The following is a 23034-nucleotide window of genomic DNA, read 5'->3' on the forward strand; positions in this document are numbered from 1 at the left end:
CCGCCCACGAACGGGCATCAACCAATACCCCACCCATGGACAGAACAACGACTCACCTGCCCAACCATCACGACAAGGACCGTTGCAGTACTAGGCGAGCGGGCCGTGAACTTGATCGTCGCCAGGGACGTAGTGCTCGTACTCGAAGTCACAGCCCACCCCGGCCCAGACGACAGCCCAACGTCACCACCAACGAGGCAGGGCCAATCGGGTGACGGACGAAGCTCTCAACATTCCAAGATCATCCCGTGGCGGGTTTGGCGCGTATCTGGGTCACACCCCCTCAGCCTCCGTCGCGTCAGCCTCACCACTGCCGCATTCTCGCGGTGCAGGTCAGCAGGTGGTCTCGTGAACGAGGCCGTGGAGATCGGGGACGAGGTCGGGGTGGTCTCCGCGTGAGGCGGCAGGCTGCTGCGTCAGGACGTGGTGGTGGCGGTAACGAGAAGCGTGCCGAGCACGGCTGGGTCGGGGTTGGGCAAGACCTTCGCGTCGACGGCGGTGAAGTTGTGGCGCTTGAGGATGTCGGCCCACTGTTCGGAGCCGTACTGCCAGCGCCAGACGGTCAGCTCGGTCTCGCGGCCTTCGAGCCACTTCCCGCCCACGGCGTGGACGAAGGTGAGCCGGGGCTCGTCGGCCCAGAAGCGGCGAGCGCGCTCGACCTGCACGGCCGAGAAGTCGACGGCGGTGACTTCCACCCCGACGCGGGCGAGGTAGGCGGCATTCTCGCCCTCCGCCGGCCCGAGGTCGAGGGCGGTGGCCGGGGTGCCGAGGACTTCGGCGCCGGGCCCGCCGTCGGCGAGCCCAGTCCAGCCGAAAGCCCTGGTGGTGGGCCGGGGCCGGTCGCCCTCCCCGCGGTGGCGCTTGTACTTGTCCCAATACTCAGCCGGGGTGGTGGGGGCGGCGCTGGTCATGAACGGTCCTCCGGGGGCCGGACGGTCGAGCCGCCAAGCTACCGGGGGCCTCCCCTCGGGCGCGGGGGAATGCGGGGACGGTCGCCCGAAGAGGGCAACGAGGAACCCGGGGGCGCGGTGGCACCCCCGGGCATGGTGTCAGTCTTGCGGCGTGCGCTCAGTGACAGTTAGCCCCCGGGGAGCACGGGCCGCACTTGGCGTAGTCCGCTTCCCAGAGCTTCCAGTCCACCTCGAAGCCGTTGTCGGCGATGATCTGCGCGATGCGCTCGACGGAGCCGTCGTACTTGAACGCGATCTCCGGAATGTGCTCGAGGAAGCGGCCGTCGAAGTTGGCGGCGCAGAACTCGCGGTAGTTGCGGGTGTCGAGGATGAAGATGTGGACGGCGATGTCGACGATCCGGCCGCAGCACATCTCCGGGCCCTGGCCCCACTTCTCATCCGTATGCAAGGACGGCTTGCCGATTGCGAACGCGGCCGGTCCGTTCGGGAGCGCCGGGGCTGTGACATCTGACTCCATCCGGGCCGGTGAAGCCTTCCCGTAGATTGGTAGGCGGTCCTGGCGCTCGTTGTGGTGGCGGTCCGGCGGGTGTCGAGGCGACGCCTCCACGGGCCGGCCGGCAGCGCGGCATCGAGGCCGAAGCCGACCGGCTCCGCGAGGTCTTCCGGGCTGACTGAGCCCACCATCCCGCACTTGTAGAGGACGCCCTCGGCAAGCAGACGCTCGCGCTCCTGATCCAGCTGGAGGCCGCCTGCGCGGCCGCCGACCAGCTCGCCGAGGCGGTGGAGGAGGCTTTCCCCCAGCACCCGGACGCTGCGGTCATCCTCAGCTTTCCCGGCCTCGGCCTCCAGCTCGGCGCCCTGGTGCTCGCCGAGGTCGGAGACGACCGCAACCGGTTCGCCGACGCACGCGGCCTCAAGGCATACGCCGAGTCCTCACCCATCACGCGATCCTCTGGCAAAAAGTCGTCCATCACCAGACGGTGGGTGAAGAACGACCGGCTCAACGCCGTCGGCTACCTCTGGACCTTCTCCTCGATCACCGCCTCACCCGGCGCCAAGGCCCACTATCGGCGCCGCCGCGACCACGGAGACTGGCACGCGTCAGCCCAGCGCAACCTGTTCAACCGCCTGATCGGCCAGCTCTACCACTGCCTCCGGCACAACCAGACTTATGACGAGGCCGTGGCCTTCCCCGATGGCAGCGTCGCCGCACAGGCGGCAGCGGTCTGATCTGTCGGGCCCGCTATCGGACAACACGGATGTCTGGCAGAAGCGAGGCGTCCGCGCCTTCACGGGCGAGAACCTGTTGAGCCAGCACGCGGGCACGGCCCCATCCCACACCGCTGATCAGAGCCGCAGCTGCCCACCGCTCCGTGGACTCGTCGCAGCTCATCTCATCGAAGATCGAGTCGATCAGCCGGAGTTCGGGCAGGGCATCACTGCTGAGGAATCCTTCCTCCACCAGACCCTCGGCCATGCGGAATGCGTGATCGAAGTCGAGGGCGATCTCGTCCGTCGCGACACCATGCTTCTCCAGCCATGCTGTCTGGACCCGTGCAGGTGCCGCCACTACCGTCAGCGCCTCGTTCAGGAGGCGACGTCGGAACGAAGGATCAGGGGCTTCCACACCCAGATCCTCCCACTCCGGCCCTGAGCACCTGCCCCGTCTGTTCGGCCGTCCACAGCAACAGACTTGACGAGCTAACCGCCTGAGGTGTCTCCATGGCGGTGATCAGGTAGGAGACGGCGGCGTGGAGCAGCCGGGTGGCCATCACCTCGTCGAACGGGTAGTCGCGCATCAGCAGGGCGATCTCGCGGTCCCAGACCTCGGGCTTCACGTACACGCGGGGGGCGCGGTACTCCGCAGCGGCCGGCGCCGGCGGCGCGGTCTGTTCGGGGGCTGTCAGGGTCATGGTCGTGCTCCTCTCGATCGACGTTTCGAGTGGCGCCCCCGGGGCGTCCTCTCCTGCGGCGGGGGCCGCGGGGAGAGTCCGGGTGCCCGGTCGCGTTCACCTATTGAAGGGGGCGGGCACACCCTCACGGAGGGGCCGTGCGGGGGTGAGTTTGCCCTTCGGGGGGCCGGAGCGAGGGGCCAAGGATGCGATTACACCGACGTACGGCAGGGGGCGGCTCATGATGTGCCCGAACGGGATCGGCGCCTTACTCCGCAGCGTCCGCGAGGACGCGGGACGCGCGCGCGAGCAACAGGCCCGGCTGGTGGAGAAGGCGCAGGGCGGCAGGTGGTTCGACCCGGAGAACCTCAAACGGTGGGAGACGGAGCGCCGGTTGCCGGTGGCGATCTGGCACGAGCCGATCGCCACCGCGTGCGGGCTCACGGCCGGAGACGTGCGGCGGGCCGTGGCCACATCCCGGGAGTACCGGCGGCACCAGGGCAGGGAGAGGACGGACGTGAACGGGCGGCGATTCATCGGGGCGGCAGCGGCAGCGGCAGCGGCAGGAATCTCCGCACTGCTGGCATCGCGCAGGCCAGGGAAGGCATCGACGGGGGTCTGAGCGGCTCCGGATCCGCTGACCTGACGTATCTGGCCTCGGCGTTCGAGCGACACCGGGGCGGCTACCGGTGCCGCTCCCCCGATGCGGTGCTCGCCGAGATGCAGGGCGACTCGATGGATCTCGCTCCATGCCGCACCTCAACAGGGACATGTCGAGCGATCGGTCGGTACGGCGATCAACACCACGAACGAGCGATCACGAACCGAGAGAGAAGGGACTTAACGCCTGCTACTCGTGCCGGTTCAACCGGCACGAGTAGCAGAGGTGGTGAGGTCGCATCACCCGACGGCGGTCCCCTCAAGCTCGACCATCTGACCGGGGATTGCCAGCCGCGTCACCCCGAGCATCGTGGAGGTCGGCGCCACCCCGGCGGCGCCCAACCGCGCCGCCAACACGCCGTAGTGTTGGAAGAGCAGATCGACGTCGGTCGTGTAGACGTTGAGCCGGACGAGGCTCGCGAGAGACATGCCGGCCTCGCCGAGCACGGCCTCCAGGTTGTCGATGCTCAGCGTCAACTGCGCCGCCATGTCACCGTCATGCTGGGGCTTGCCATCGCCGCTCATCGCGGTCTGCCCCGAGATGTACAGGGTCCGTGTGTGCCCGGAGACGAGCTCACCTTGGTTGAATCCCAGCTCCTCCGACCACGTCACCGGGTTGACCGCCATTCGTTCCACTGCCACATCGGCTCCATTCGATTCATCGGGAGTACGCACGTCGGCTCGGTAGCCCCGGCTTTGACTCCACGTCAACGACCCTCCCAACAAATCACGACACCCCCTGTCATGTATTCCGCTAAAGTTCTCGTATGCGTGCCGACCGGCTGGTCTCACTGGTGCTACTGCTGCGCCAACGCGGTCGACTGACAGCGGACACGCTGGCCCGTGAGCTGGAGGTATCCACCCGCACCGTGCTGCGCGACATCGAGGCGCTGTCCGCGGCCGGCGTCCCGGTCTACGCCGAACGCGGCAGGCACGGCGGTTTCGCGCTGTTGCCCGGTTTCCAGACCGAGCTCACCGGACTGAACCACGACGAGGCCCTCGCCTTGCTGACCGCCGGATCGGGGCGCGGCGAGCAGACATTCGGCCTCGGCTCGGCGCTCGCTTCGGCCATGCGGAAGGTGGTCGACGCTCTGCCCGAAAGCCACCGGGCCACCGCGAGTGACGCGGCCCAGCGATTGCTCGTCGAACCGGAAACCGACCTGCTCTCACGCCGGCTGGTCACTGACGAGGTCCCCGACACCACAATGATCGAGGTCAGGCGCGCGGTGCTCGCCGGACACAAGCTGCGCATCCACTACGCGCCCACGGGCCAGACACCACAGTGGCGCACGGTCGACCCGATCGGCCTGGTCACCGTACGCGACCGCGGCTACTTGCTGGCCACGAGATCTGGGGCGGACCGCACCTACCGGCTGTCGCGGGTGTTGGCCGCCGAGGAACTCCCCGAACCGGCACAGCGACCCAACCGGGTCGATCTGGACCGGATCTGGCGGGAACGCTCCACGCAGTTCCTCTCCGGCGGCGACCACATCACCGTGCTGGTACGGGTGAACCCGGAGCGACGGGAGGACCTACTGGACACCGCGCTGGCCGTCCGTGCCGAAGAACCCGACGCAGGCGGCTGGCTACGCCTGGAGGTGACCTTCCAAGATTCCCGACACGCCGAATGGGCGCTGTGGCAGCTCAGCACGGACGCGGAAGCCCTGGCCCCGCAGTCGTTGCGCACCTCCCTACGCGCTCGCGCCGTCGCGATTGCCACCCGCTACGGAGACTCGCCCTGAAACGGACTTAACGACCTCTTGGAGACTCCCAGCCTGGACCTTTCATCCGATTGAGACGCATTTGCGGTAGAACGCCACGATTGCCCGAGCTGTGACGCACCGCCGGCTCCACCTGCCGCACCCGCGGCGGGAAGACCGCCGTGAAGTACCACACCCCGCGCTTCGTCCTCGTGCCCGCGCTCCGCGAGGAACTCGAAGTCCTCGTCCCCGCCGACCGCCACCCCGGCCGCGTGTGGAAGCAGGGCCCGGCGCTCGCGATGAGTTGATCATGAATGCTGAAACTCTTGACCGGATGGAGCGCCTACTCGCAGAGCGGGCTTGTGAGCGGCTGGTCGTCGAGTTCGTCCACCGGCTCGACCTCGGGGACCCGGGCTCGGTGGCGGACCTCTTCACGCAGGACGGCACCTGGGAATGGCCCGCCGGCGACCGCCGCATTGCGGGTCACGACGCCCTGCGCATCTACTTCGGCAACCGGCCCGCAGACCGACTGTCACGCCGTATATGCACCAACATCCTGGTTACCGTGACTTCTGCGGACACCGCCGTCGCCACCACCTACTTCACCACGTACCGTGTCGACGGCTACCGCGAGGGCCTCGTACCGCCGCGGCCCCCGGTTCAGGTGGGGCACTACGAAGACACGTTCCGCAAGGTGGACGGCACCTGGCTGCTCACCACACGGACTCTCTTCCTCTCCTTCGCCGGTCCCACGGAACGCCTCGACGGGCCCGGCCAGTCATGAGAACGGCTCCCAGCCGACCGGACGTCAAGCGTCCTGCGCCACAGGGAGTGACACTCCACAGAACTTGAGCCAGAGCCCGAGAGGGTTCTGGCTCGACTTCTGTGGCGCGGCGACGCTGGGTGGGCTGGCCTTCTCCGGACGTGTCGCACGAACTCGATGCACGTCTGGAGAGGCGCCTGGCCAGCCTCCACACCTTCGCCGCCGGCGAGCCCGCAGCGGGCGCCGTGGCTCCTACCGCCTCGTCGTCGGCACCGGTCAAGCCTGTTCCGCCAGGACCACTCGAACGTGCGATCTGGCAGTCGCCTGCCCGTATCCGGTCGAGTACTCGGTGATCATGGCGCCTGTTGCCCTCATCCGGAGAAAGAAGGACACACGACGACGGACATTGCCACCCGCCTCGGCGAGCCGGCGGGCCGGGCCATGGGTAACCGTCGGGATCAGGACGTGAAGGGGTAAGCGGCAAGGAGTTCCTGGGCCTCGCCCAGGACCGCCGGGGGCGGGAGGGTGCCGTCGACGACGAGCTGGGCGCGGGTTCGGGCGGGGGCGACGTGTGTCTGGTGTGCCTGGCGGGTCCGGTCGTAGCCGCGGAGGCTAGTGAGGAGGTCTTGTCCTTCTTCGGCCTTGCGTAGGAGTTTGCGGGTGAGGCGAATGTCGGCGGGTGTGTCGACGTAGACGGTCCAGGTGGCGTGGTGTTCCAGTTCGGGCAGGGCGAAGGCGAAGATGCCTTCCACGATGATCATCGGCGCGTTGTCTGCGGCTGCCATGGCGGCATTGATGCGGGCGGTGTCCAGGGCGTCGGGGTTGCTGAAGTCAACGATGCAGCCTTCCCTGTCGAAGCGCGGCACGGTCGGTGCCAGGGTCGGGTCAGTGTGGTAGCAGAGGTCGAGATGAACCACGTGCGTGCCGGGATTTGCGGCAGCGAGGGCGCGGGCCAGGTCGGTCTTGCCTGAGCCGGCGCCGCCGCCGATGAGCAGGACCGGGGGCGTGTGCCGGGAGTCCATGGGATGCCTCACTGCGGGATACGGGATGAGGATCCCATGGACTGTAGTCCGGGTGGCCGGGTGTGGTGTTTGTGGGTCAGCGGAAGAGGGAGGCAATGACGGTGCCCGGGATGGGGCCGCTGCCGGTGGGGGCGTTGCTGGTCACCCGCTGACCGAGCAGCCCCATTTCCGAGGCTGTGTATCCATCGCCCACGATCACCAGGTCGAACCGTGTGGCTGACGGACCAGTGTTCTGAAGGGTCGTCACTTGTGCTGCCACGGTGGCCTCGACGTCGGTCAGGGCAGCTGTCGCCTCAGCGCGCTCGGCCACCTGGACCGGGGTTATGGTGCCGTCCGGCGAGAATGCCTCTCGCCATTCCGCGGGCTGCGCGGCGGCCGGGGCGGCCACGATCGAGGCCGCAGCGCACGCCGGTATCGCGACAAGGCCGACGGCGGCTCCCAGCGCGGCTATGGTCAGGAGCATCGCTCTTCTTCAGCGCATCTATTCCTCCTTCGCCTGGATCGGGTACGACGGCGCGCCACGGCGCGGGCGCGGCGGATCCTTGGTGCTGGCGTGGCGCCATGCGGGCGAACTGCGACTCCCGGTCCTTGAACGGACGAAGTCGGAAGCCATACATAAATTGCTTGCTAAGTGCGAGCAGGTAGTGATTTAAGTTGGCAGCACGTGCCAGACCCGACAAGCCCCTCCGGCCACACCGGTTGGGCCCGAACACGCCTGTGCCACCGGCCCACTTGCGGGCGGACCGGTGGCGCGACGGCCGTCAAGCAGCGAGGCGGCCGGGCGGGGCGGGGATCGTCAGAAAGGCATGGCCGGGGCCGGTCCGAGGGTCGTCGTCCCGGGGGCCGACTGGTGGCCGAGTCCTGCGCGGTAGGCGTTGAGGGCCGCTTCCGTTTCGCCCTTCCTGCGCAGGAGGTCGCCGAGCAGCCGGCAGATGTCGGCGAGGTCCCCGGCCGCTCCGGCGTGTTCCAGCAGGCTCATCGCCGTCGTGTAGTGCTCCTCGGCGGTGTCGGCGTCGCCGCGCCGCTCGGCGATCAGGCCGAGCAGACGGTGGGCGCCGGCCTCATGGACGGTGCCGCGGGCCGAGCCGAGGCCGACGAGGGTGTCCTGGAGCAGCTCCTCGGCCTCGACATCCCTGCCCTGCCGGTGGAGGACGGCGGCCAGTTCCACGCCCACCTGATGGACGAAGAGCGCGGCACGCCGGGAGGACAGCATCTCGTGCGCTGTACGCAGGGCGGCCTCTGCGGCCGGCAGGCTGCCGGCCTGGGCCAGGACGTAGCCGCGCATCCAGTGGCAGTGGGCGAGTTCCGTGCGGATCTCCAGCTGCTGGTAGTACTCGGCGGCCTTGGCGAGCGAGGCGTCCGCCTCGGCGGTGCGGCCCTCCGCGAGGAGGGTACGGGCGACGCCCCGGTGGAGCCGGGCGACGAGGGCAGGGTCCGAGACTTCGGGCGCGAGGGCAAGGGCGAGCTCGGCGGCCTGTGCGGCGCGGGCGTGGGCGCCCAGGTCCATGTAGGGGCCGATGACGGCGCTGTACAGCAGGACGAGCGCTTCCGGGTCGTGGTTGCCGGTGGAGTTGAGTTCGTCGAGCGTGGTTTCCAACAGGTAGCAGGAGTAGCGGAGTTCACCGGCGAGGAGGTGGGTGAGGGCGCGGCCCCGGATGGCAGGGACCCGACGGATGAGGGGGGCGTCCGCCTGGACGAGGACAGCCTCTGCCCGCTCGAAGTCGGCGCGCGCCCGCTCCAGTTCGCCGGTCTCCAACGCACACTGGCCGCGTCCGGTCAGAGCCGACGCGAGTTCGGCGCCGAGTTCGTACTCCTCGGCCTCCCGGATGAGGTCACCGTAGCGATCGGCGGCTTCGTCGGGTTCCCCCGTGGTGAGCGTGCGCTGGGCCTCGGTGAGGCGCATGCGGAGCTCCGTGGCGATGTGGGCGGGGCGCCCGCTGACGAGTTCCTCGTAGGTGGAGCCGAGTCGTTCGGCGATGTGCCGGAGCGCCTTCTCCGAGGGCTGGACCTTGCCTGCCTCGACGGTGGAGATGTACGCGGCGGTGTAGCTCGGCTCGGCGACGGCGCGTTGGGTGAGCCCACGGTCGGTGCGCATTCGGTGGATGCGCCGTCCGAGCTCCCCCGGTCCGCTCGGCGGCGTGGCGGCGGCGCCCGCCGTCGGCGCGGGCGGCGCGACCACGCCGGACGCCACGTCCTGGGCGGCACGGTCTTTCGCCGCCCCCTTCGCGAGCTGCTTCTTCGGCACCCGGTTTCTCCCCACTGCCACGTTTTACGGTTCCGTGTCCGCCCAGCCGGCCGGCACCCGGTCCCATCCTAGGTTTCCGGCGCTGAGGGGCTTGCGGGAGCTGCACGACCACTCTAAGTTAAGCGCCACGATAAATGTATTTAGCAGAGGACTTAATCATGGTGCAGGTGCTCCACGCGCCGCCGTCCTGGCTTCCTGAACAAAGCGACGACACCCCCTCCGGCGGGCGCTCACCGCTGCGGCCGTGATGCAGGGGGCAAATCGTGAAGACGGGGCCCGCGAGGAGATCTTCGACCGGCCGCAGCACCCCTACCCCCGCACGCTCGTCCAGTCCGTCCCCCGATTCGGCGGCGCCTCGATCGCCTGCTGAAGCGCCGCGGCCCTCCGAGCCGCGTCGCCTTCCACTGCCGCTTCGGTCCGTCGCCACGCCGCCCGAACCGCCCTCGATGTTCCGCCCGCCCCACGCCCCCCTTTCTGGAGCACTTCCCATGACCGCCGTCCGCCAGCCCGGACTCGTCCTGACCGACCACCACTTCCGCGTACCGCTCGACCACGACGACCCGGGAGGCGAGCAGATCGCCCTCTCCGCGCGCGAGGTCGTGGCATCCGGCCGGGAGAACGACGCACTGCCGTGGCTGCTCCACCTTGAGGGCGGGCCCGGCTCCCCCGCCCCCAGGCCCGTGGGCCGCGGCGGATGGCTGGACCGGGCGCTGAAGGAGTACCGGGTCCTCCTTCTCGACCAGCGGGGCACCGGGCGCTCCACGCCCGCGAACCGGCAGACCCTGCCGCTGCGCGGCACCCCCGAGGAGCAGGCCGCCTACCTGGCCCGATTCCGCGCCGACTCCATCATCCGCGACTGCGAACTCGTCCGCCGCCGGCTCGTCGGCGACACGCCCTGGACGGTCCTCGGCCAGAGCTTCGGCGGTTTCTGCGCCGTCCACTACCTGTCCCACGCCCCCGAGGGCCTCGCGGCCGCCCTGATCGCCGGCGGGCTGCCCTCGCTGACGGCGACCCCGGAGACCGTCTACCGGGCGGCCTACCCCCGGATGCGCCGCAAGTCCCTCGCGCACTACCGCCGTTACCCGGGCGACGCGGGGCGGGCCCGTGCCCTCGCGGCCCACCTGACGGAGCACGAGGAGATCCTGCCGGACGGGACCCTGTTCACGCCGGAGGCGTTCCAGCAGCTCGGTATCCTTCTCGGCCGGCGGGACGGCTCGCACCACCTCCACCACCTCCTCGAAGCCCCGCTGGTCGCGACCGTGTCCGGGCCCAGGCTGTCCGACGCGTTCGGTGAGCAGGCCGCCCGTGTCCTCAGCCACGCCTCGAACCCCTTGTACGCGCTCCTGCATGAGGCCATCTACACGCAGGACGGCAGCCCGACCGCCTGGGCCGCCGACCGGGTCCGGGGCGAGTTCCCCGACTTCGACGCCCGCGGCGCGATCGGCGACCCGGGCAGGCCGCTGCTGTTCACCGGCGAGACCGTGCACCCGTGGATGCTGCGCACGCACCCCGCCCTGCGCACGCTGCGTCGTACCGCCGAACTGCTGGCCGAACGGACCGGCTGGGACCGCCTGTACGACGAGAGCCGGCTGGCCCGCAACACCGTGCCCGTCGCGGCCGCCGTCTACCACGACGACCTGTTCGTCGACACCGCCCACTCCCTCGAGACGGCGGCCGCAGTCCGTGGCCTGCGCACCTGGGTGACCGACGAGTTCGAGCACGACGGGCTCGGCACGGACGGCGCGCACGTCCTCGACCGGCTCCTGCGCCTGGCCCGCGACGAGGCCTGACCCGACCTCCGCAGCCCGACCTCCGCGGCTCCCGTCCGCCTCGGGTGCCCGCTGGCCACTCCCCCGCACCACCCCCGATGCTCGCGCTCGCCCGTTCCGGCCGGGCGCGGCGGTGCCCGCCCACGCCCACGGGGCGTGCGACGGGCACCGCATCCGTCCGATCACTCCCGATCCATACGGATCCAGTCGATCCATCCCGATGGAGGAACCTGTGCACATACGCCCACGCGTACCGGCGGCTGTCGTCCTGTCGTGCCTGATGGGGGCGTCACTCGCCGTTCCCGCCTCGGCCGCCGAACCGGCGCCGGAGAACGAACAGCGGAAGGTCTCCGTCGAGTACTTCACCGGCCCCGGGGCCAAGGGCCGGCACACCGAGGTCCCGGCGACCGCCCCGGCCCGCCGCTCCCTGCTGCGCTCCGCGACCCCCGCGCCGGACGAGGCATCGGTTTCCGCCCTGGCGGAGAACGGACCTGTCGGGGCCCGCCTGGACCTGGTGGTCATGGGCGACGGATACACCGCCACCGAGCAGGGGGACTTCGAGGCCGACGCCCAGGCCAAGGTGAAGGCGATCTTCCAGATCGAGCCGTACAAGAGCTACCGCGAGCTGTTCAACGTCTGGATCGTCAACGCGGTCTCGAACGAGTCCGGTGTCACCGGCGACACCTCCCGGGACAGCGTCAAGGACACCGCGCTCTCCTCGTACTTCTGGTGCGCGGAGACCGAACGCCTGCTGTGCGTCGACACCGACAAGGTGAGCACGTACGCGGCGCAGGCCCCGGCCGCGGACATCGTCTTCGTCCTCGCCAACACCACCAAGTACGGCGGCGCCGGCTACAGCGGCGTCGAGAACTCCGTCGGCTACGACGGCATCGCCACCATGTCCTCCGACAACGCGCAGTCGGCACTCATCGGCGCCCACGAACTCGGGCACTCCATCGGCCATCTCGCCGACGAGTACACCTACCCCTCCCTCGGCACCTACACCTACGACGAGCCCGTCGAGGCCAACGCGTCCGTCCACGACGCGGCACAGCAGAACACCCAGCGCACCAAGTGGTGGCGGTGGCTGGGCGAGGCGGACCCGGCCGGCGGCACCGTCGGCACCTACGAAGGCTCCTACTACTACCCGCTCGGCATCTACCGCCCCACCGAGAACTCCCTTATGCGGGCCCTGAACACCGACACCTTCAACCTCGTCGGCCGTGAGGCGATGATCGGCGGCTTCTACCGATACGCCAAGACGCTCACCAGCACCCTCCCCACCGACAGGGAGATCGGTCTGAGCACCCCGATCCGCGTCGACCTCACCCGCCTCGGCGCGAGCGACATCGCCGATGTGGAGCTGCGCTGGTACGTCGACGGCGTCGAGGTGCGCCAGGCCCGCGGAATCGAGACGGTCGACGCGCGCCGCCTCGGTGTGCACAAGCTGCGCGGCTCCACCCACACCGTCACCGCCCGCGCCGTCGACACCACCGACGCCATCCGCGACCCCGCCGTCCGCGAGGCCACGGAGACCTCGCTGTCCTGGACGGTGCGCGGCCACCGGCACTGAGCCGGCCGGCTGAGCGGTGCGGGGGCACCGGCGCCCCCGCACCGCTCGGTCCCGTCGGCGCCCGGTGTTCGGGCCTCCTCCACCGCCGCAGAAGGGCACTCATTGACCACGCCCCCGCGGCCTCCCCGCCCCTCCGCCCGTGCAAGGACTGCCGCACCCCCCGGTGCACCGCCTGTGACCCCTACCTCTCCGAGGACTGCTCCCACCGCCGCCTCCGGGCCTGCACGGAACGAGAGTCTGTCCCATGCCCCCTGACGCACCGAAGGGTGCCGTCGCCGGTCGCGGCTGCCTCGTCGTCGGGGACACCGCCCTGGCCCGGCGCGTCTGCTGGAGCGCCACGCTCGAAGGGCATGCCGCACACCGCCTCACCGCACCGAAGGACGCCGACCTGCGCCGGACCCTGGCCGCGCGTCCCGACGCGGTCGCCATCGTCACCGCCGGCGATGTCTCCGCCCTGCAGTACGCCCTGGCCCTCCGGCACCTGGACGCCTCGGTGCCGCTCGTCGTCTCGATCTCCGACCGGACCATCGCCCGGCACCTTCAGGACCTGCTCGACCACTGCACCGTGTTCAGCCCGGCCGACCTCATCGCCCCTTCCCTAGTGTCATGATGCCTGGGACCAGCAGCTGACTGTGTCGGTCGGCTACAGCTGTCAGCGGTCACGTAATTCCCCACCTGGGCTGAGGCCGTGACAGGCCGCCCGACGGTTGAGTGTGCGGCTGTTCCGGTCAGTCAAGGGCGCCTTAGGCGGCGCTCCGCGCTGACCTTGCGGCCACCCTGGACAGCCCTGACCAGCCTGAACGAAGGTCTGACTATCGGGCGGCCCAGAACCTGCGGCGCCATGAGGATCTCAACGCACGGTCGCCGTCCCCATGACCACGACGATCGCGGCGTCAGCGTCCCCCTGGCCCATTGCGTGACGTTCAGGGTGGGGAATTACGCGACCGTCCACAAGTGTGGGGGTTGCGGCAGTGGCAGCAGGCTAGGGCCGGCTGTTGTTCGTGCTGCTTCATCCAGCGAGGGTGAGGAGCAGGGCGCCGCCAGTGAGGACGGTGTGGTGTCTGCGCGTCAGCAGTCCTCGCCGTACTTCACGGCGGTGAGGGCGACAGGCTGTCCATCGAGCTTGGTGCCGGCGGTAGGTTCCTGGGTGCAGACCTGCCAGTTGGACTCCATGAGGACCTTTCGGCCCTCGGGAGACGCATCGGTGGCTGTGAGGCTGGTGGATGGGTCGAGGAACAGGCGGGCGATTTTGACGGACTTCCCGGTGACGTCGGGCATGGTGGTGCCGGGCTCCGGCTGGCTGGCGCCCTGGTCTGTGCCGGGGCAGTCCTCCTCGAGCTTGACCGCTGCGAAGTCGATCCTTATTGCATCGGTGGGATGCTCGCCCGCAACGAGAGTCTGTCCCCAAACCTTCCAGTTCCCGTCGAGGGCCTGCATGCGGCCGCGGCCGAGGGCGTCGTGGGAGTACAGGTCGTAGAAGCCAGCGGCCTGCGCCTGGTCCTGTGCTTCCTCAAGGCCCTTGCCTGTCATGTCCGGCAGGGCTTTGACCTGACGTCAGCCTTGGGGGCCTTGGTCGTGGCGGCCGCGGTCGGCTCGGCGAACTGGGCGGGACTCGGCTTGTCCGAGCCGGTCTTGCTACCCCCCTTCGCAGGCAGTGAGGGCCCGGCACCAGCCCCGAGGCAAACCGATAGGCGTGACCGCTCCTCTCCTGGCCCTGCGGCACCGTCGGCTATCCCCGGCCCGACGCAGGGCTGTCCGCGCCGCGGGCACTCGAATTGATGCTCAGAAGCATGCTCAGATTCATGGCCGGCGCGCTGGGGGTCAGCGAGCCGACGGAGACGGCGTCGAAAGTCGGACGGCTTCGATCCTCAGCTTCCGGTTCGACTCGACCGGCCCAGGCCCGGCACATCGACTGGGGCTGTGATCGGATGGGTCTCGGGTGGGCGTCGGCGGGCGAGGGCGAGGCTGGCCATCGTCGTGATCGCCATCGCGGCGACGCCGACCAGCGCCGCGGTCGTGTAGGCGTCGTCGTTCGGGAAGAGGCGGCCCGTGGCGGTGCCGGCGGCCAGGACCAGACCGCCGATGGCGCTGCCCAGGGAGTACCCGACGCTGCGGACGACGTAGTTGAAGCTCATGGCGCTCGACGTCTCGCTCTTGGGGGTGACGGCCAGGATGACGCCGGGCATGGCGGCCGAGAAGCTGCCGACGCCGAAGCCCAGCACGCCCATGGCCGCGAGCAGTTCGGCCAGGTTGGACCGGGCGGTGGCGAACAGGACGAACCCGCCGCCGACGATGGCGGCGCTGCCGGCCAGGAGCAGGGGGCCGTCGATCCGTTCGCGGACCCGCGGCGTGAGCTTGCCGGCGACGAACCCCAGCACGGAGAACGGGATGAGGACCAGCCCCGCCACGAAGGTGGTCAGTCCGAAGCCGTAGCCGGCGCTGTGCGGCGTCTGCGCGTAGCGGGTGATGAGCGTGAGCAGGAGGTACATGCCGCTCCCGCCGACGAACATGGCGATGTTCGCCCCGGCGACCGCCGGGTGCCGTACCGCCCGGACGTCGACCAGGGGCGTCTTGGTTCGCAGTTCGGAAACGGTCCAGACGCAGAGCAGGAGTACGGCGGCGACGGCAAGGGTCACCGCCACGGCGAGGTGTCGGCTCCACAGGCTCCTCTCGCCGGCCAGGAACAGGACGAGGAGCAGTCCACCCGCCAGGACGAGCGCACCGGCCACGTTCACGTGAGCGGAGCGGCCTTCGGGAGCTGCGGGCATGGAGCGCCACGCGGTCACGAAGGCGATGGCGGTGACGAGCAGGCCGAGGCCGTAGGCGGCCCGCAGTCCGCCGAACTCGGCGAGCAGCGCGGCCAGCGGGTATCCGACGCCGGCTCCGATGATGGAGACCACGGAGATCAGGGCGATCGTGGCCACGCTGCGCTCCTCGGGAAGATGGTCGCGGGCCACGCCCATCATCAGCGCCGTGAGACCGAGTCCGACGCCTTGGGCCGCTCTGCCCACGAGCAGCCAGGCGAACGGCAGCGGCAGCACGGTGAGCGCGCTGCCGGCGACGACGATCGCCAGCGTGGCGAGAATCGTGGCCCGTCGGTGCGGACCGGCTCCGAGCCGGCCGAGGACGGGTGTGGCGACGGCGCCGCTGAGCAGGGCGATGGTCAGCGTCCACTGCGCGCTGTCGAGGGAGACGTGGAACGTGGTCGCCACGCTGGTGATGAGCGGCGTCCCGAGGCTGGCGACCGCCGCGACGACCAGGGCGATGAACATCAGGGTGGGGACCAGCAGACGTGCCTCGGAACGTATCAGGGCAGTGCTCACGGGCTGGTCATGAGCCTGGGCCGCGGTCACCGGTCCGACTCCTCTCGGGCGCGGCTTTCGAGCTCCGCCAGATGCAGGAGCGCCGGAAGGGCTGCTGCCAATGCCTCGACCTCGTCACCGGTGAGTTCGTCGATCAACCGCGCGTACGCGTCGACGCCCGCCTGGCGTCGCGCCCGGACGTACGACGCGCCGGCCTCGGTCAGGCACACCAGCGTGACCCGCTTGTCGGACGGATCGCCCTTCCGCTCGACCAGTCCGGATTCCTCCATCACCCGGACCAGGACGGTCATCGCGGGCTGGGTGACGCCCTCGGCCACCGCCAGATCGGTGATCCGTCGCGGGCCGGTCTTGTCCAGGGTGGCCAAGGTGGCGGCGGACGTCAGGCTCATGTCGCGGGGAAGGCGCCTCACGGCCCTGGTGGCCAGACCGTAGAGGGCTGACCCGATGGCATCGGAAGCGCCGTGCGCGGCGTCTCGGCGACTCATGCCTGAAACATAGCAGCTTTATATGAATCCTTTATGCATCTCCGGATCGGGGTTCACGGCCGCCATCGAGTGCAACATGCCAGCCGCGTTGAGCGCGGCCGAGGGATCTTCTACGTTGGCATCGAACCTCTGGACCTGCTGACAGAAGCCCACGCCGGGGTGGAACCCGTCGATAGGTTTGTGACGGTTCTCGTGAGCCCTCGCCGTATTCCAGAGGGATGCCCGCACTGTTCTGCCAGCGGCGGAACACCAGCCGGACCGGGCTCGACGATCACTACAGTCCAGTCTCATGACGACGATTACGACGCGTACGGTCGAGTATCCGGCCGACGGTTTGACGATGATCGGGCACCTCGCGCTCCCGGCCGGTGTCGACCGCCGGCCCGCGGTGCTGCTCGGGCCAGAGGGCATGGGGCTCAGCGACGTCGAGCGCCGCCGGGCCGATGCTCTCGCCGAACTGGGATATGTAGCGCTGGCCTTCGACCTTCACGGCGGGCGCTATTTGGGCGACCCCGAGGAGATGCTGGCCCGTTGCCTGCCGCTGCTCGCTGATCCCGACCGGATGCGGGGCATCGGCCATGCGGCGCTCGACGTGTTGCGCACCGAACCGCGGACCGACCCCGACCGGATCGCCGCCGTCGGCTACGGCACCGGGGGCGCCGTGGGGCTGGAACTCGGGCGCGACGGCGTCAGCCTGCGCGCGATCGGGACAGTCAACGCGCTGACCACGGGCCGACCGGGCGAGGCGGCGCGCATTCGCTGCCCGGTGTGGGCCGGGGTCGGGTCGGAAGACCCGATCATGCCGCCCGCGCAACGGAACGCGTTCACCGCCGAGATGCAGGCCGCGGGCGTCGACTGGCGCCTCGCGGTCTACGGCGGCGCCTTGCACGCCTTCCACCACCCGCCGGTCGACCACCCCGTGGTCCCCGGTGTCGGCTACCACCCACAGCACGCTCAGCGAGCCTGGCGCGACGTCGTCGACCTGCTCGCCGAGTGCCTGCCCGTGACGGAGGATCTGGGGGCATGACCAAGGTACGCATGCCGGCGCCGGGCCTGGTCGGCGCCGCGCACTGACAGTCCCCTCCCCTCAAGTCCGCACAGCAGAACCGCATTCGGGCGGATACTCGATCGCGGAAACGCGTTCGCAACTGCCGCGGTGAATGCCGGATTTACCGCGGCAGAGCCCTACCGTGATCACGGCGACCTGCGGCGGGCCATTCCGGCCGCCGGGGCGAGGTGTACGCTGACGACGTGGGGACGGGTGTTCGCTGGCGAACCGGCGCCGACCGGACCCGCCCGCCGGAGCGCGAAGCCCCCTCTTCCCCGTCGCCGCAATCGACGACCCGGCACTGCCGGAGGTGCTGGCTGAGCTGGCGGCGGCGCGGGCGGACGAGATGGACGCCGCAGGTCACCCCAAACCTCACCAGGGGCCTCCTCGGCATCCCGCCGCAACTGCGGCGGACGCTCACCTGGGACCGGGGCCGTGAGATCACCGAACACCAGACCATCACCACCGAGACCAGGATGCCGACCTACCTCTGCAAGCCGCGGAGCCCGTGGCAGCGCGGCACCGACGAGAACACCAATCAGCTGCTTCGGCAGTACCTCCCCAAGGGCGCGGACCTCCGCACGTTCAGCCAGGCCGACCTGGACGCCATCACCCACGAACTCAACCACCGCCCACGCAAGACCCACCGCTACCGCACCCCGGCAGAGGTCTACGCCGACCTCCTGAACAGCAGTGATGCGCTGGCCGCTTGAACTCGCCACGTTTGGCGACAGCGGGAGTCTGAGGCAGGCCGTCGTTTCAGCGTTTGACGCGGTTTCGGACAGCGAGGACCGCAAGGCCCAGGAGGATGGGTTCGGTGACGCGGGAGGTCATCTCGATGTACGTGCCTGCGGTGGTCAGGTCCTGGCCCGAGGAGCGGAATACGACCGAGTTGAGCGTGACCGTCACCGCCTTCTCGAAGCGCTTGCCGGTGAACCGATTCCCGGTGGGGTTCTGGGGATCGTCCCTGTCTATCTCGAAGGTGACCTTGCCGCCGCCGGCCGGGACGGTGCCGGTGACCTGCTGCTTCGGATCGTCCTGGGGCAGCCCGAATCCCATCATCAGCACGATGGTGGCCAGCATGGTGACAGCGAGCCAGCCCAGGGCACGGGAGGCCCGCAGGCCGTAGCCGGACATCGCCCAGTAGGCGGTCAAAAGCCTGCGCTCGCTTCGGGGGATGTCGTCGGCGTGGCGGCGCATCTCCATCTCCCCGTAGTAGAAGTCGGCGGCTCCAGGCTCGTGCTTGCCGTCCTCGAACGCTTTGCGCAGCGCCCGGTACACCGGAGCCAGTTGCAGCGGTCCGACATGCCTGGCGCCGAGCCCAGCCCCGTTCCAGCCCGGGACCGCCGCGGGCTGCCTGGCTCGCCAGTGGTGCTCTTCGGCGAGCGTGCGGCGCTGGGTGAACTGCACTGGGCGCCAGCGCCGCCAGTGTCTGCCGGAGGGGACCGTGGCGAAGGAGCAGGCTCCCTCCAGGCGCACCTGGTCCAAGTGCACAGTCCCGGTGAAAAGGCATTTCGACAGATCGATGTCCGCCAGGACGAGGTGGGCCGCGTCCACTCCCCGCAGGGAGACCACCCGCACCGAGGGGTCGGCTGCGGTACCGAAAAGGGTCTGTTCGGCTTGTGGTCGGTTGGGGAGGCTAAACGGGTCCGCTTCCGCAGCGATGGTAAGGGGGTACTCGAAGACCGCGTCGGCGAAGTCGACCGTCGTGTGGCGCAGACGTATCTCGGCCGTTGACGTCCAGCGGGTCCGCTGGCACTTCAGATGGCGCGCAGCGAAAGAGAGGGTAACCGGGCCGCCGAACACCGCCCTGGACAGCGTGATCTGATTGGCGCACAGCAACGGCCCCAGTGTGGCTGCCTGCTCGAAGACCGCAGCATAGAACGTGATTTCACCTTCGCAGATCGCCCTCTCAAAAATGGCGACCGTCCCCTTGAAGGTCGCCCGATCAAAGTGGGCGTATTTCTCGAAGGTAACCTTCGAGAAATTGACACTGTCCTCGAATGTGGCATTCCCGAAATCAGCTACCTCGAACCGTCGCTCACTAAATTCGGCGAACCCCCTGAACGTCGCACGTCCGAATGAGCCGGATTCCTCAAAGATCCCTGACGAGAAGTCGGCGCTCCCGAACGTTGTACCCGAGAACTCAGCCCTACCCTTGAAGGTTGTCGCCGCGAACACGGCGTCCTGCTTGAAGCTTGCTTCATAGAAGATGGCATCCTTCTCGAAGGTCGCCTCTCTGAACCAGGCATTATTCTCGAAGGTCGCCCTCTCGAAGTTTGCTTCACCCTGGAAGGTCGATGGCCCAAACGAGGCGGATAGCCGGAAGGTTGCCGACTTGAACACGGCGTCACTCTCGAACACCGCCCTGAACTCAGCAAAGCGGTTGAAGGATGATGCTTGGAAGCCGGCGAATCCTTTGAAGCGCATATCCCTGAACCCGGCGTCGCTCTCGAACGTCGCCCGCGCGAAAGAGACATCGTCGTCGAAGCCCACTCCTCCGAAGGCGGCAATGTACTCGAAAATCGCTGATCCGAAATCAACGACGCGATTGAAGACCGCTAATCGGAAGTCGGCGGTGGCCTTGAAGGTCGCCCCCGCGAAAGAGACGTCGTCCTCGAAGTGTGCCGCTTCGAATTCGGCGTCGCCCTCGAACGTTGCCTGCCTGAAGACGGCGTTGCCGAGACGTGGGCGACTGGTGGCGGGGTCGCGGAAGGCGTTGAGGAGGCCGTCGAGAAGGGGTGCGGTGAACGTGGTGCCGCTGTGGTCGATGCTGCTGCCGGGAGCCAGGCCGGCCAGGTACGCGTTGCGGTCGGCGTCGGCCAGGTGGGCGAGGCATGCGGTGTGGCCGGGAACGTGAATGCCAGGGCAGCCGACCGGGTCCTGCGGACTGCTGCCGTGAGCACAGTGCGGCCAGAGGGGCGGAGTCGGAAGAGGCACGGAATTCGACGACGGCATACCCCGAAGGACGCCGCGGTACCGCTGGACGGTTGCCAGCCGCGCCGGGGCGTCCGAAGCACCCGTTGGCCTGTGAGGCCAAAGCAAACAAGACGGGTCGCGCCGCTGGCCTCCTCGTCTGGCGGCGCCGGGGATCACTCGTGGGCTCCCGCCGAACCAACGCACCGGTGGTCCGTCCTGACGGCGGGCCAGGACCCGCGGCGACCGCAGCTGCCCCATACGGTTGTCGTGGACCCCCGACAGGACGGGCGCCCACGGCCGGTCCCGCGTCCCCGCACGCACGCGGGCCCCCACCTCACTGAAGGACCGCCACCAGCCGCGGCGCCGCCCTCCGCGCTCGAAGGCGCTACGCGGACCGTTCGACGGGCTCGTAGCTGACGAGGGTGTACGGGCCGTCCTCGGCAAGGCCGAGAAGGGCCTGCCGCTCGTCTTCGTCGGCGGCCAGATCCCACCGCAGCTTCGTGCCGACCCAAGTGGCGGCGTAGGTGCAGTGGCAGGAAGGGGCCGAGGGGAGCCACTCGGCGGGGCCCTTGTCGGCCTTGGACCTGTTGGAGGCCGCGGCGACCGCGATCAGGGTGTCGGGGCTGTCCTGGTCGTTTGCGTACGCCTCGCGCCGGGCGGGGCTCCAGAGGGCCTGTTCAGTTGGCAGGGAGCGACATTCGCAGCGAGCGGTATTCGCCCCAGTCAGGGCTGTTGCCCTTCCGGCTACCGGCTCGCGCTCGCCGCCCCACCAGTAGGATCCGAACGAAACTGCGCTGGCACCTCGCCGCCGATGAAGCCGAACGCCAGGCCCTCCCTCGGACTCGCCGAGGACTGCCCCACCACCATCGTCAACTACGAACGTCATGTCCGCTGGTGACTGACGCTGCATCAGGACAGGGCCTGTGGGATGTGCTGCCCGACGCGGCGCCGGATTGGCCCTTGACCCACCGCCTGATGTAGAACACTTCAGCGATCGAACATGATCGCGAACTCATTCAGTCATCGGGGGATTGACATGAAGTCAACTCAACGCTTCATCAGCAGCTTTGCACTCGTCGCCATGCTCGGGGCAGTCGTCGCGTGCGGCCCGGAGGACACCACCGCCGACGGCGCGTCCGGCGGCTCTACGGCCTCCGCCCAGCCGTCGGGGAAGTCGCCTGCGGACGGGAGCTCCTCGGGCGAGCCTGCCAACGACTGCGGGAAGTCGCCCACTCTGCCGGCCGGCCGCAAGATGGTGGAGATCGCCACGCCGCCGTCGAAGGGCTCGATGTCCGCGAAGGACGCCCAGCCGACTTGCACGCCCAACGACTGGATCTACCAGGGTCAGGGCGAGGCGAAGTACTACCTGTTCGCGCAAGAGGTGACGGCGGAGCTGTCCGCCGGTCCCGGCTCCACGAAGACGGTTCCCGTCGGCGAGCTGTGGACGCATGCCGGTGACTGCATGACGGACCAGGCCGCGGTGAAGTCGCCGTACAGCTGCTCCGGGAACATCTACGACATCACGCTGGACGGCGAGGGCAACGTGAAGACCATCAAGGAGGTCTGGCACCCGTAGTCCTCCCCGGCGCTGTCCCGCGGGCCGCTCGTGCGCAGTCGGCTACGCACGAGCGGAATCGGGTGCCTGTCAGCCCGAAAGACCACTCCTCCAGACCCGTGGCCGGACGCCGGACCGACGGGTGCGGCGGGTCTGGGGATGCCGTCGGCGGCCGCTCCGGTGTAGCCGAGCTTCCGCTGGAGGTGGCGGGCGCCCCTCTGCCTTCGGACGAGGGGTCAGCTTCGTCGTGTCCGTGGTCAGTCCAGCGGGAGCGCTTGGTGCGCGGCAACGACGGCGTCGATGCGCTGGGCGAGGTCGAAGTCGGCGGCGGTGAGCCGGTAGCCGGCGTCGTGTGCGGTGATGGATGCCCGCAGGTGGTCCATTCGCAGGCCGAGGTCGGCGCGACGCTGCACGCGCAGCCTACATGCGGGGCCTGCTGGCACCGCTGGAGCGCAAGAACGGCTGGACGGTCGCCGAGGAAGCCGGTCATGGAGGCCCGGACCGGATCCAGCGGCTGCTGAACCGCATCGACTGGGATGCCGACGGGGTGCTCGACGACGTGCACGAGTACGTCATCGAGCACCTGACCGACCCTGGCGGCGCCGACCCTGGCTCCGTGCTGGCGTGGACGACACCGGGTTCCTCAAGCAGGGCGTGCGGTCGGCCGGCGTCCAGCGGCAGTACTCCGGAACCGCCGACCGGACCGAGAACTGCCAGGTCGGAGTCTTCCTCGCCTACGCCACCGAACGGGGCCGGACCTTGATGGACCGGGCGTTCCACCTGCCGAAGTCCTGGACGGACGAGCGCGAACTCTGCCGAGAGGCGGGGATCAGCGACGAGGTCGAGTTCGCCACCAAGGTCCAGCTCGCGAGGGCGATGGTCCGCCCCGCGATCGACGACCAGATCCCGTTCCGGTGGGTGACCGCGGACGCCGGCTACGGCTACGGCTACGGCTACGGCTACGGCTACGGCTACAACAAGGGCCGGCGCTACGAATGGGAGCAAGCCGACGTCTTCCACTTCGTGGCCCCACCCGACACGACACCGTCGTCACCCGGCAGTCCCTGGACCACCGCCTCCACGACCCGATCGCTGGACTGCCCCGGCAGAAGTGGAAGCGCCGCTCCTGCGGCGTGGGCGCCCACGGCCTGCGGATCTACGACTGGTCG

24 protein-coding genes and 2 pseudogenes are annotated in these 23034 nt (G+C 69.3%); 13 read left to right on the forward strand and 13 right to left on the reverse strand.

What is annotated here, in order from left to right; all coding sequences use genetic code 11:
• Positions 1 to 416: 416 nt before the first annotated feature.
• Positions 417 to 911, reverse strand: a complete 495-nt coding sequence (locus ACFVZH_RS36150) for a class I SAM-dependent methyltransferase (RefSeq protein ID WP_384904248.1) — start codon at positions 909 to 911, stop codon at positions 417 to 419.
• Between the two features lie 157 nt (positions 912 to 1068).
• Positions 1069 to 1359, reverse strand: a complete 291-nt coding sequence (locus ACFVZH_RS36155) for a hypothetical protein (protein WP_384904250.1) — start codon at positions 1357 to 1359, stop codon at positions 1069 to 1071.
• Positions 1360 to 1514: 155 nt separating this feature from the next.
• Between ACFVZH_RS36155 and ACFVZH_RS36160 the strand changes: the two are divergent.
• Positions 1515 to 2141 (forward strand): annotated as a pseudogene (locus ACFVZH_RS36160) (transposase); the annotation flags it as partial.
• 13 nt (positions 2142 to 2154) lie between these two features.
• Here the strand turns inward: ACFVZH_RS36160 and ACFVZH_RS36165 are convergent.
• Both ACFVZH_RS36165 and ACFVZH_RS36170 read right to left on the reverse strand, forming a co-directional pair.
• A complete protein-coding gene (locus ACFVZH_RS36165; RefSeq protein ID WP_384904252.1) occupies positions 2155 to 2538 on the reverse strand; it encodes a hypothetical protein in 384 nt (127 codons plus the stop codon).
• Entirely contained in the window at positions 2525 to 2824 is a 300-nt protein-coding gene (locus ACFVZH_RS36170) for a hypothetical protein (protein ID WP_384904254.1), read from the reverse strand. Before ACFVZH_RS36170 ends, ACFVZH_RS36165 begins: the two co-directional genes overlap by 14 nt.
• A 220-nt stretch (positions 2825 to 3044) precedes the next feature.
• On the opposite strand from ACFVZH_RS36170, the gene ACFVZH_RS36175 reads away from it, so the two are divergent.
• Entirely contained in the window at positions 3045 to 3425 is a 381-nt protein-coding gene (locus ACFVZH_RS36175) for a hypothetical protein (RefSeq protein WP_384904256.1), read from the forward strand.
• Positions 3426 to 3703: 278 nt separating this feature from the next.
• Here the strand turns inward: ACFVZH_RS36175 and ACFVZH_RS36180 are convergent, their stop codons facing one another.
• Positions 3704 to 4099 carry a RidA family protein gene (locus ACFVZH_RS36180; RefSeq protein ID WP_384904313.1) on the reverse strand — a complete coding sequence of 132 codons (396 nt, stop codon included), beginning with the start codon at positions 4097 to 4099 and terminating at the stop codon, positions 3704 to 3706.
• A 131-nt stretch (positions 4100 to 4230) separates the two neighbouring features.
• On the opposite strand from ACFVZH_RS36180, the gene ACFVZH_RS36185 reads away from it, so the two are divergent.
• From ACFVZH_RS36185 to ACFVZH_RS36195, 3 genes are all read left to right on the forward strand, one after another.
• Positions 4231 to 5205 carry a helix-turn-helix transcriptional regulator gene (locus ACFVZH_RS36185; RefSeq protein WP_384904257.1) on the forward strand — a complete coding sequence of 325 codons (975 nt, stop codon included), beginning with the start codon at positions 4231 to 4233 and terminating at the stop codon, positions 5203 to 5205.
• Positions 5206 to 5345: 140 nt separating this feature from the next.
• Complete coding sequence (locus tag ACFVZH_RS36190; RefSeq protein ID WP_384904259.1) at positions 5346 to 5471, forward strand: hypothetical protein; 126 nt, start codon at positions 5346 to 5348, stop codon at positions 5469 to 5471.
• A 2-nt stretch (positions 5472 to 5473) separates the two neighbouring features.
• Positions 5474 to 5947, forward strand: a complete 474-nt coding sequence (locus tag ACFVZH_RS36195) for a nuclear transport factor 2 family protein (RefSeq protein WP_384904261.1) — start codon at positions 5474 to 5476, stop codon at positions 5945 to 5947.
• Positions 5948 to 6384: 437 nt separating this feature from the next.
• Here the strand turns inward: ACFVZH_RS36195 and ACFVZH_RS36200 are convergent, their stop codons facing one another.
• The 3 genes from ACFVZH_RS36200 to ACFVZH_RS36210 form a co-directional block, all read right to left on the reverse strand.
• The gene (locus ACFVZH_RS36200; RefSeq protein WP_384904263.1) at positions 6385 to 6948 is read right to left on the reverse strand and encodes a uridine kinase; all 564 of its coding nucleotides are present in this window, start codon (positions 6946 to 6948) and stop codon (positions 6385 to 6387) included.
• Between the two features lie 76 nt (positions 6949 to 7024).
• Complete coding sequence (locus ACFVZH_RS36205; RefSeq protein WP_384904265.1) at positions 7025 to 7411, reverse strand: hypothetical protein; 387 nt, start codon at positions 7409 to 7411, stop codon at positions 7025 to 7027.
• Between the two features lie 333 nt (positions 7412 to 7744).
• Positions 7745 to 9127 carry a helix-turn-helix domain-containing protein gene (locus tag ACFVZH_RS36210; RefSeq protein ID WP_384904315.1) on the reverse strand — a complete coding sequence of 461 codons (1383 nt, stop codon included), beginning with the start codon at positions 9125 to 9127 and terminating at the stop codon, positions 7745 to 7747.
• A 313-nt stretch (positions 9128 to 9440) separates the two neighbouring features.
• Between ACFVZH_RS36210 and ACFVZH_RS36215 the strand changes: the two genes are divergently transcribed.
• The 4 genes from ACFVZH_RS36215 to ACFVZH_RS36230 all read left to right on the forward strand — a co-directional run bounded on the left by ACFVZH_RS36215 (position 9441) and on the right by ACFVZH_RS36230 (position 13145).
• A complete protein-coding gene (locus ACFVZH_RS36215; protein ID WP_384904316.1) occupies positions 9441 to 9563 on the forward strand; it encodes a hypothetical protein in 123 nt (40 codons plus the stop codon).
• A gap of 118 nt (positions 9564 to 9681) precedes the next feature.
• A complete protein-coding gene (locus ACFVZH_RS36220; RefSeq protein WP_384904267.1) occupies positions 9682 to 10983 on the forward strand; it encodes an alpha/beta fold hydrolase in 1302 nt (433 codons plus the stop codon).
• Between the two features lie 211 nt (positions 10984 to 11194).
• Positions 11195 to 12535, forward strand: a complete 1341-nt coding sequence (locus tag ACFVZH_RS36225) for a M64 family metallopeptidase (protein WP_384904269.1) — start codon at positions 11195 to 11197, stop codon at positions 12533 to 12535.
• Positions 12536 to 12779: 244 nt separating this feature from the next.
• Positions 12780 to 13145, forward strand: coding sequence for a hypothetical protein (locus tag ACFVZH_RS36230; RefSeq protein ID WP_384904271.1), 366 nt, complete (start codon positions 12780 to 12782; stop codon positions 13143 to 13145).
• 458 nt (positions 13146 to 13603) lie between these two features.
• On the opposite strand, the gene ACFVZH_RS36235 is transcribed toward ACFVZH_RS36230, so the two are convergent.
• The 3 genes from ACFVZH_RS36235 to ACFVZH_RS36245 all read right to left on the reverse strand — a co-directional run bounded on the left by ACFVZH_RS36235 (position 13604) and on the right by ACFVZH_RS36245 (position 16343).
• Positions 13604 to 14065 carry a PASTA domain-containing protein gene (locus ACFVZH_RS36235; RefSeq protein ID WP_384904273.1) on the reverse strand — a complete coding sequence of 154 codons (462 nt, stop codon included), beginning with the start codon at positions 14063 to 14065 and terminating at the stop codon, positions 13604 to 13606.
• A 338-nt stretch (positions 14066 to 14403) separates the two neighbouring features.
• On the reverse strand, positions 14404 to 15858 hold the full coding sequence (locus tag ACFVZH_RS36240) for an MFS transporter (RefSeq protein ID WP_384904275.1): 1455 nt from the start codon (positions 15856 to 15858) through the stop codon (positions 14404 to 14406).
• Between the two features lie 26 nt (positions 15859 to 15884).
• Positions 15885 to 16343 carry a MarR family winged helix-turn-helix transcriptional regulator gene (locus ACFVZH_RS36245; protein WP_384904277.1) on the reverse strand — a complete coding sequence of 153 codons (459 nt, stop codon included), beginning with the start codon at positions 16341 to 16343 and terminating at the stop codon, positions 15885 to 15887.
• A gap of 289 nt (positions 16344 to 16632) precedes the next feature.
• Here ACFVZH_RS36245 and ACFVZH_RS36250 point away from each other — a divergent pair, with 289 nt between their 5' ends.
• Both ACFVZH_RS36250 and ACFVZH_RS36255 read left to right on the forward strand, forming a co-directional pair.
• A complete protein-coding gene (locus ACFVZH_RS36250) occupies positions 16633 to 17370 on the forward strand; it encodes a dienelactone hydrolase family protein (RefSeq protein ID WP_384904278.1) in 738 nt (245 codons plus the stop codon).
• 224 nt (positions 17371 to 17594) lie between these two features.
• Positions 17595 to 18104, forward strand: coding sequence for an IS30 family transposase (locus tag ACFVZH_RS36255; RefSeq protein WP_384904280.1), 510 nt, complete (start codon positions 17595 to 17597; stop codon positions 18102 to 18104).
• A gap of 46 nt (positions 18105 to 18150) precedes the next feature.
• Here ACFVZH_RS36255 and ACFVZH_RS36260 read toward each other — a convergent pair whose 3' ends face one another.
• The gene (locus ACFVZH_RS36260; protein WP_384904282.1) at positions 18151 to 20349 is read right to left on the reverse strand and encodes a pentapeptide repeat-containing protein; all 2199 of its coding nucleotides are present in this window, start codon (positions 20347 to 20349) and stop codon (positions 18151 to 18153) included.
• A gap of 997 nt (positions 20350 to 21346) precedes the next feature.
• Between ACFVZH_RS36260 and ACFVZH_RS36265 the strand changes: the two genes are divergently transcribed.
• Positions 21347 to 21886, forward strand: coding sequence for a hypothetical protein (locus ACFVZH_RS36265; protein ID WP_384904284.1), 540 nt, complete (start codon positions 21347 to 21349; stop codon positions 21884 to 21886).
• Between the two features lie 236 nt (positions 21887 to 22122).
• On the opposite strand, the gene ACFVZH_RS36270 is transcribed toward ACFVZH_RS36265, so the two are convergent.
• Positions 22123 to 22278: a hypothetical protein gene (locus ACFVZH_RS36270; protein ID WP_384904286.1), complete on the reverse strand. Its 156-nt coding sequence runs from the start codon at positions 22276 to 22278 to the stop codon at positions 22123 to 22125.
• On the opposite strand from ACFVZH_RS36270, the pseudogene ACFVZH_RS36275 reads away from it, so the two are divergent.
• Positions 22226 to 22747 (forward strand): annotated as a pseudogene (locus ACFVZH_RS36275) (transposase); the annotation flags it as partial. The gene ACFVZH_RS36270 and the pseudogene ACFVZH_RS36275 overlap by 53 nt on opposite strands.
• Positions 22748 to 23034 lie beyond the last annotated feature (287 nt).

The sequence above is a fragment of the Streptomyces sp. NPDC059534 genome, from assembly GCF_042743475.1.
Classification (GTDB): domain Bacteria; phylum Actinomycetota; class Actinomycetes; order Streptomycetales; family Streptomycetaceae; genus Streptomyces.

What these genes read in the sequence shown, in the direction of transcription:
- ACFVZH_RS36260 (WP_384904282.1), bottom strand. Translation starts at nt 20,349, where the DNA reads ATGCCGTCGTCGAATTCCGTGCCTCTTCCGACTCCGCCCCTCTGGCCG.
- ACFVZH_RS36185 (WP_384904257.1), top strand. Translation starts at nt 4,231, where the DNA reads ATGCGTGCCGACCGGCTGGTCTCACTGGTGCTACTGCTGCGCCAACGC.
- ACFVZH_RS36195 (WP_384904261.1), top strand. Translation starts at nt 5,474, where the DNA reads ATGAATGCTGAAACTCTTGACCGGATGGAGCGCCTACTCGCAGAGCGG.
- ACFVZH_RS36215 (WP_384904316.1), top strand. Translation starts at nt 9,441, where the DNA reads ATGCAGGGGGCAAATCGTGAAGACGGGGCCCGCGAGGAGATCTTCGAC.
- ACFVZH_RS36205 (WP_384904265.1), bottom strand. Translation starts at nt 7,411, where the DNA reads ATGCTCCTGACCATAGCCGCGCTGGGAGCCGCCGTCGGCCTTGTCGCG.
- ACFVZH_RS36200 (WP_384904263.1), bottom strand. Translation starts at nt 6,948, where the DNA reads ATGGACTCCCGGCACACGCCCCCGGTCCTGCTCATCGGCGGCGGCGCC.
- ACFVZH_RS36170 (WP_384904254.1), bottom strand. Translation starts at nt 2,824, where the DNA reads ATGACCCTGACAGCCCCCGAACAGACCGCGCCGCCGGCGCCGGCCGCT.
- ACFVZH_RS36265 (WP_384904284.1), top strand. Translation starts at nt 21,347, where the DNA reads ATGAAGTCAACTCAACGCTTCATCAGCAGCTTTGCACTCGTCGCCATG.
- ACFVZH_RS36230 (WP_384904271.1), top strand. Translation starts at nt 12,780, where the DNA reads ATGCCCCCTGACGCACCGAAGGGTGCCGTCGCCGGTCGCGGCTGCCTC.
- ACFVZH_RS36175 (WP_384904256.1), top strand. Translation starts at nt 3,045, where the DNA reads ATGATGTGCCCGAACGGGATCGGCGCCTTACTCCGCAGCGTCCGCGAG.
- ACFVZH_RS36250 (WP_384904278.1), top strand. Translation starts at nt 16,633, where the DNA reads ATGACGACGATTACGACGCGTACGGTCGAGTATCCGGCCGACGGTTTG.
- ACFVZH_RS36150 (WP_384904248.1), bottom strand. Translation starts at nt 911, where the DNA reads ATGACCAGCGCCGCCCCCACCACCCCGGCTGAGTATTGGGACAAGTAC.
- ACFVZH_RS36235 (WP_384904273.1), bottom strand. Translation starts at nt 14,065, where the DNA reads ATGACAGGCAAGGGCCTTGAGGAAGCACAGGACCAGGCGCAGGCCGCT.
- ACFVZH_RS36220 (WP_384904267.1), top strand. Translation starts at nt 9,682, where the DNA reads ATGACCGCCGTCCGCCAGCCCGGACTCGTCCTGACCGACCACCACTTC.
- ACFVZH_RS36245 (WP_384904277.1), bottom strand. Translation starts at nt 16,343, where the DNA reads ATGAGTCGCCGAGACGCCGCGCACGGCGCTTCCGATGCCATCGGGTCA.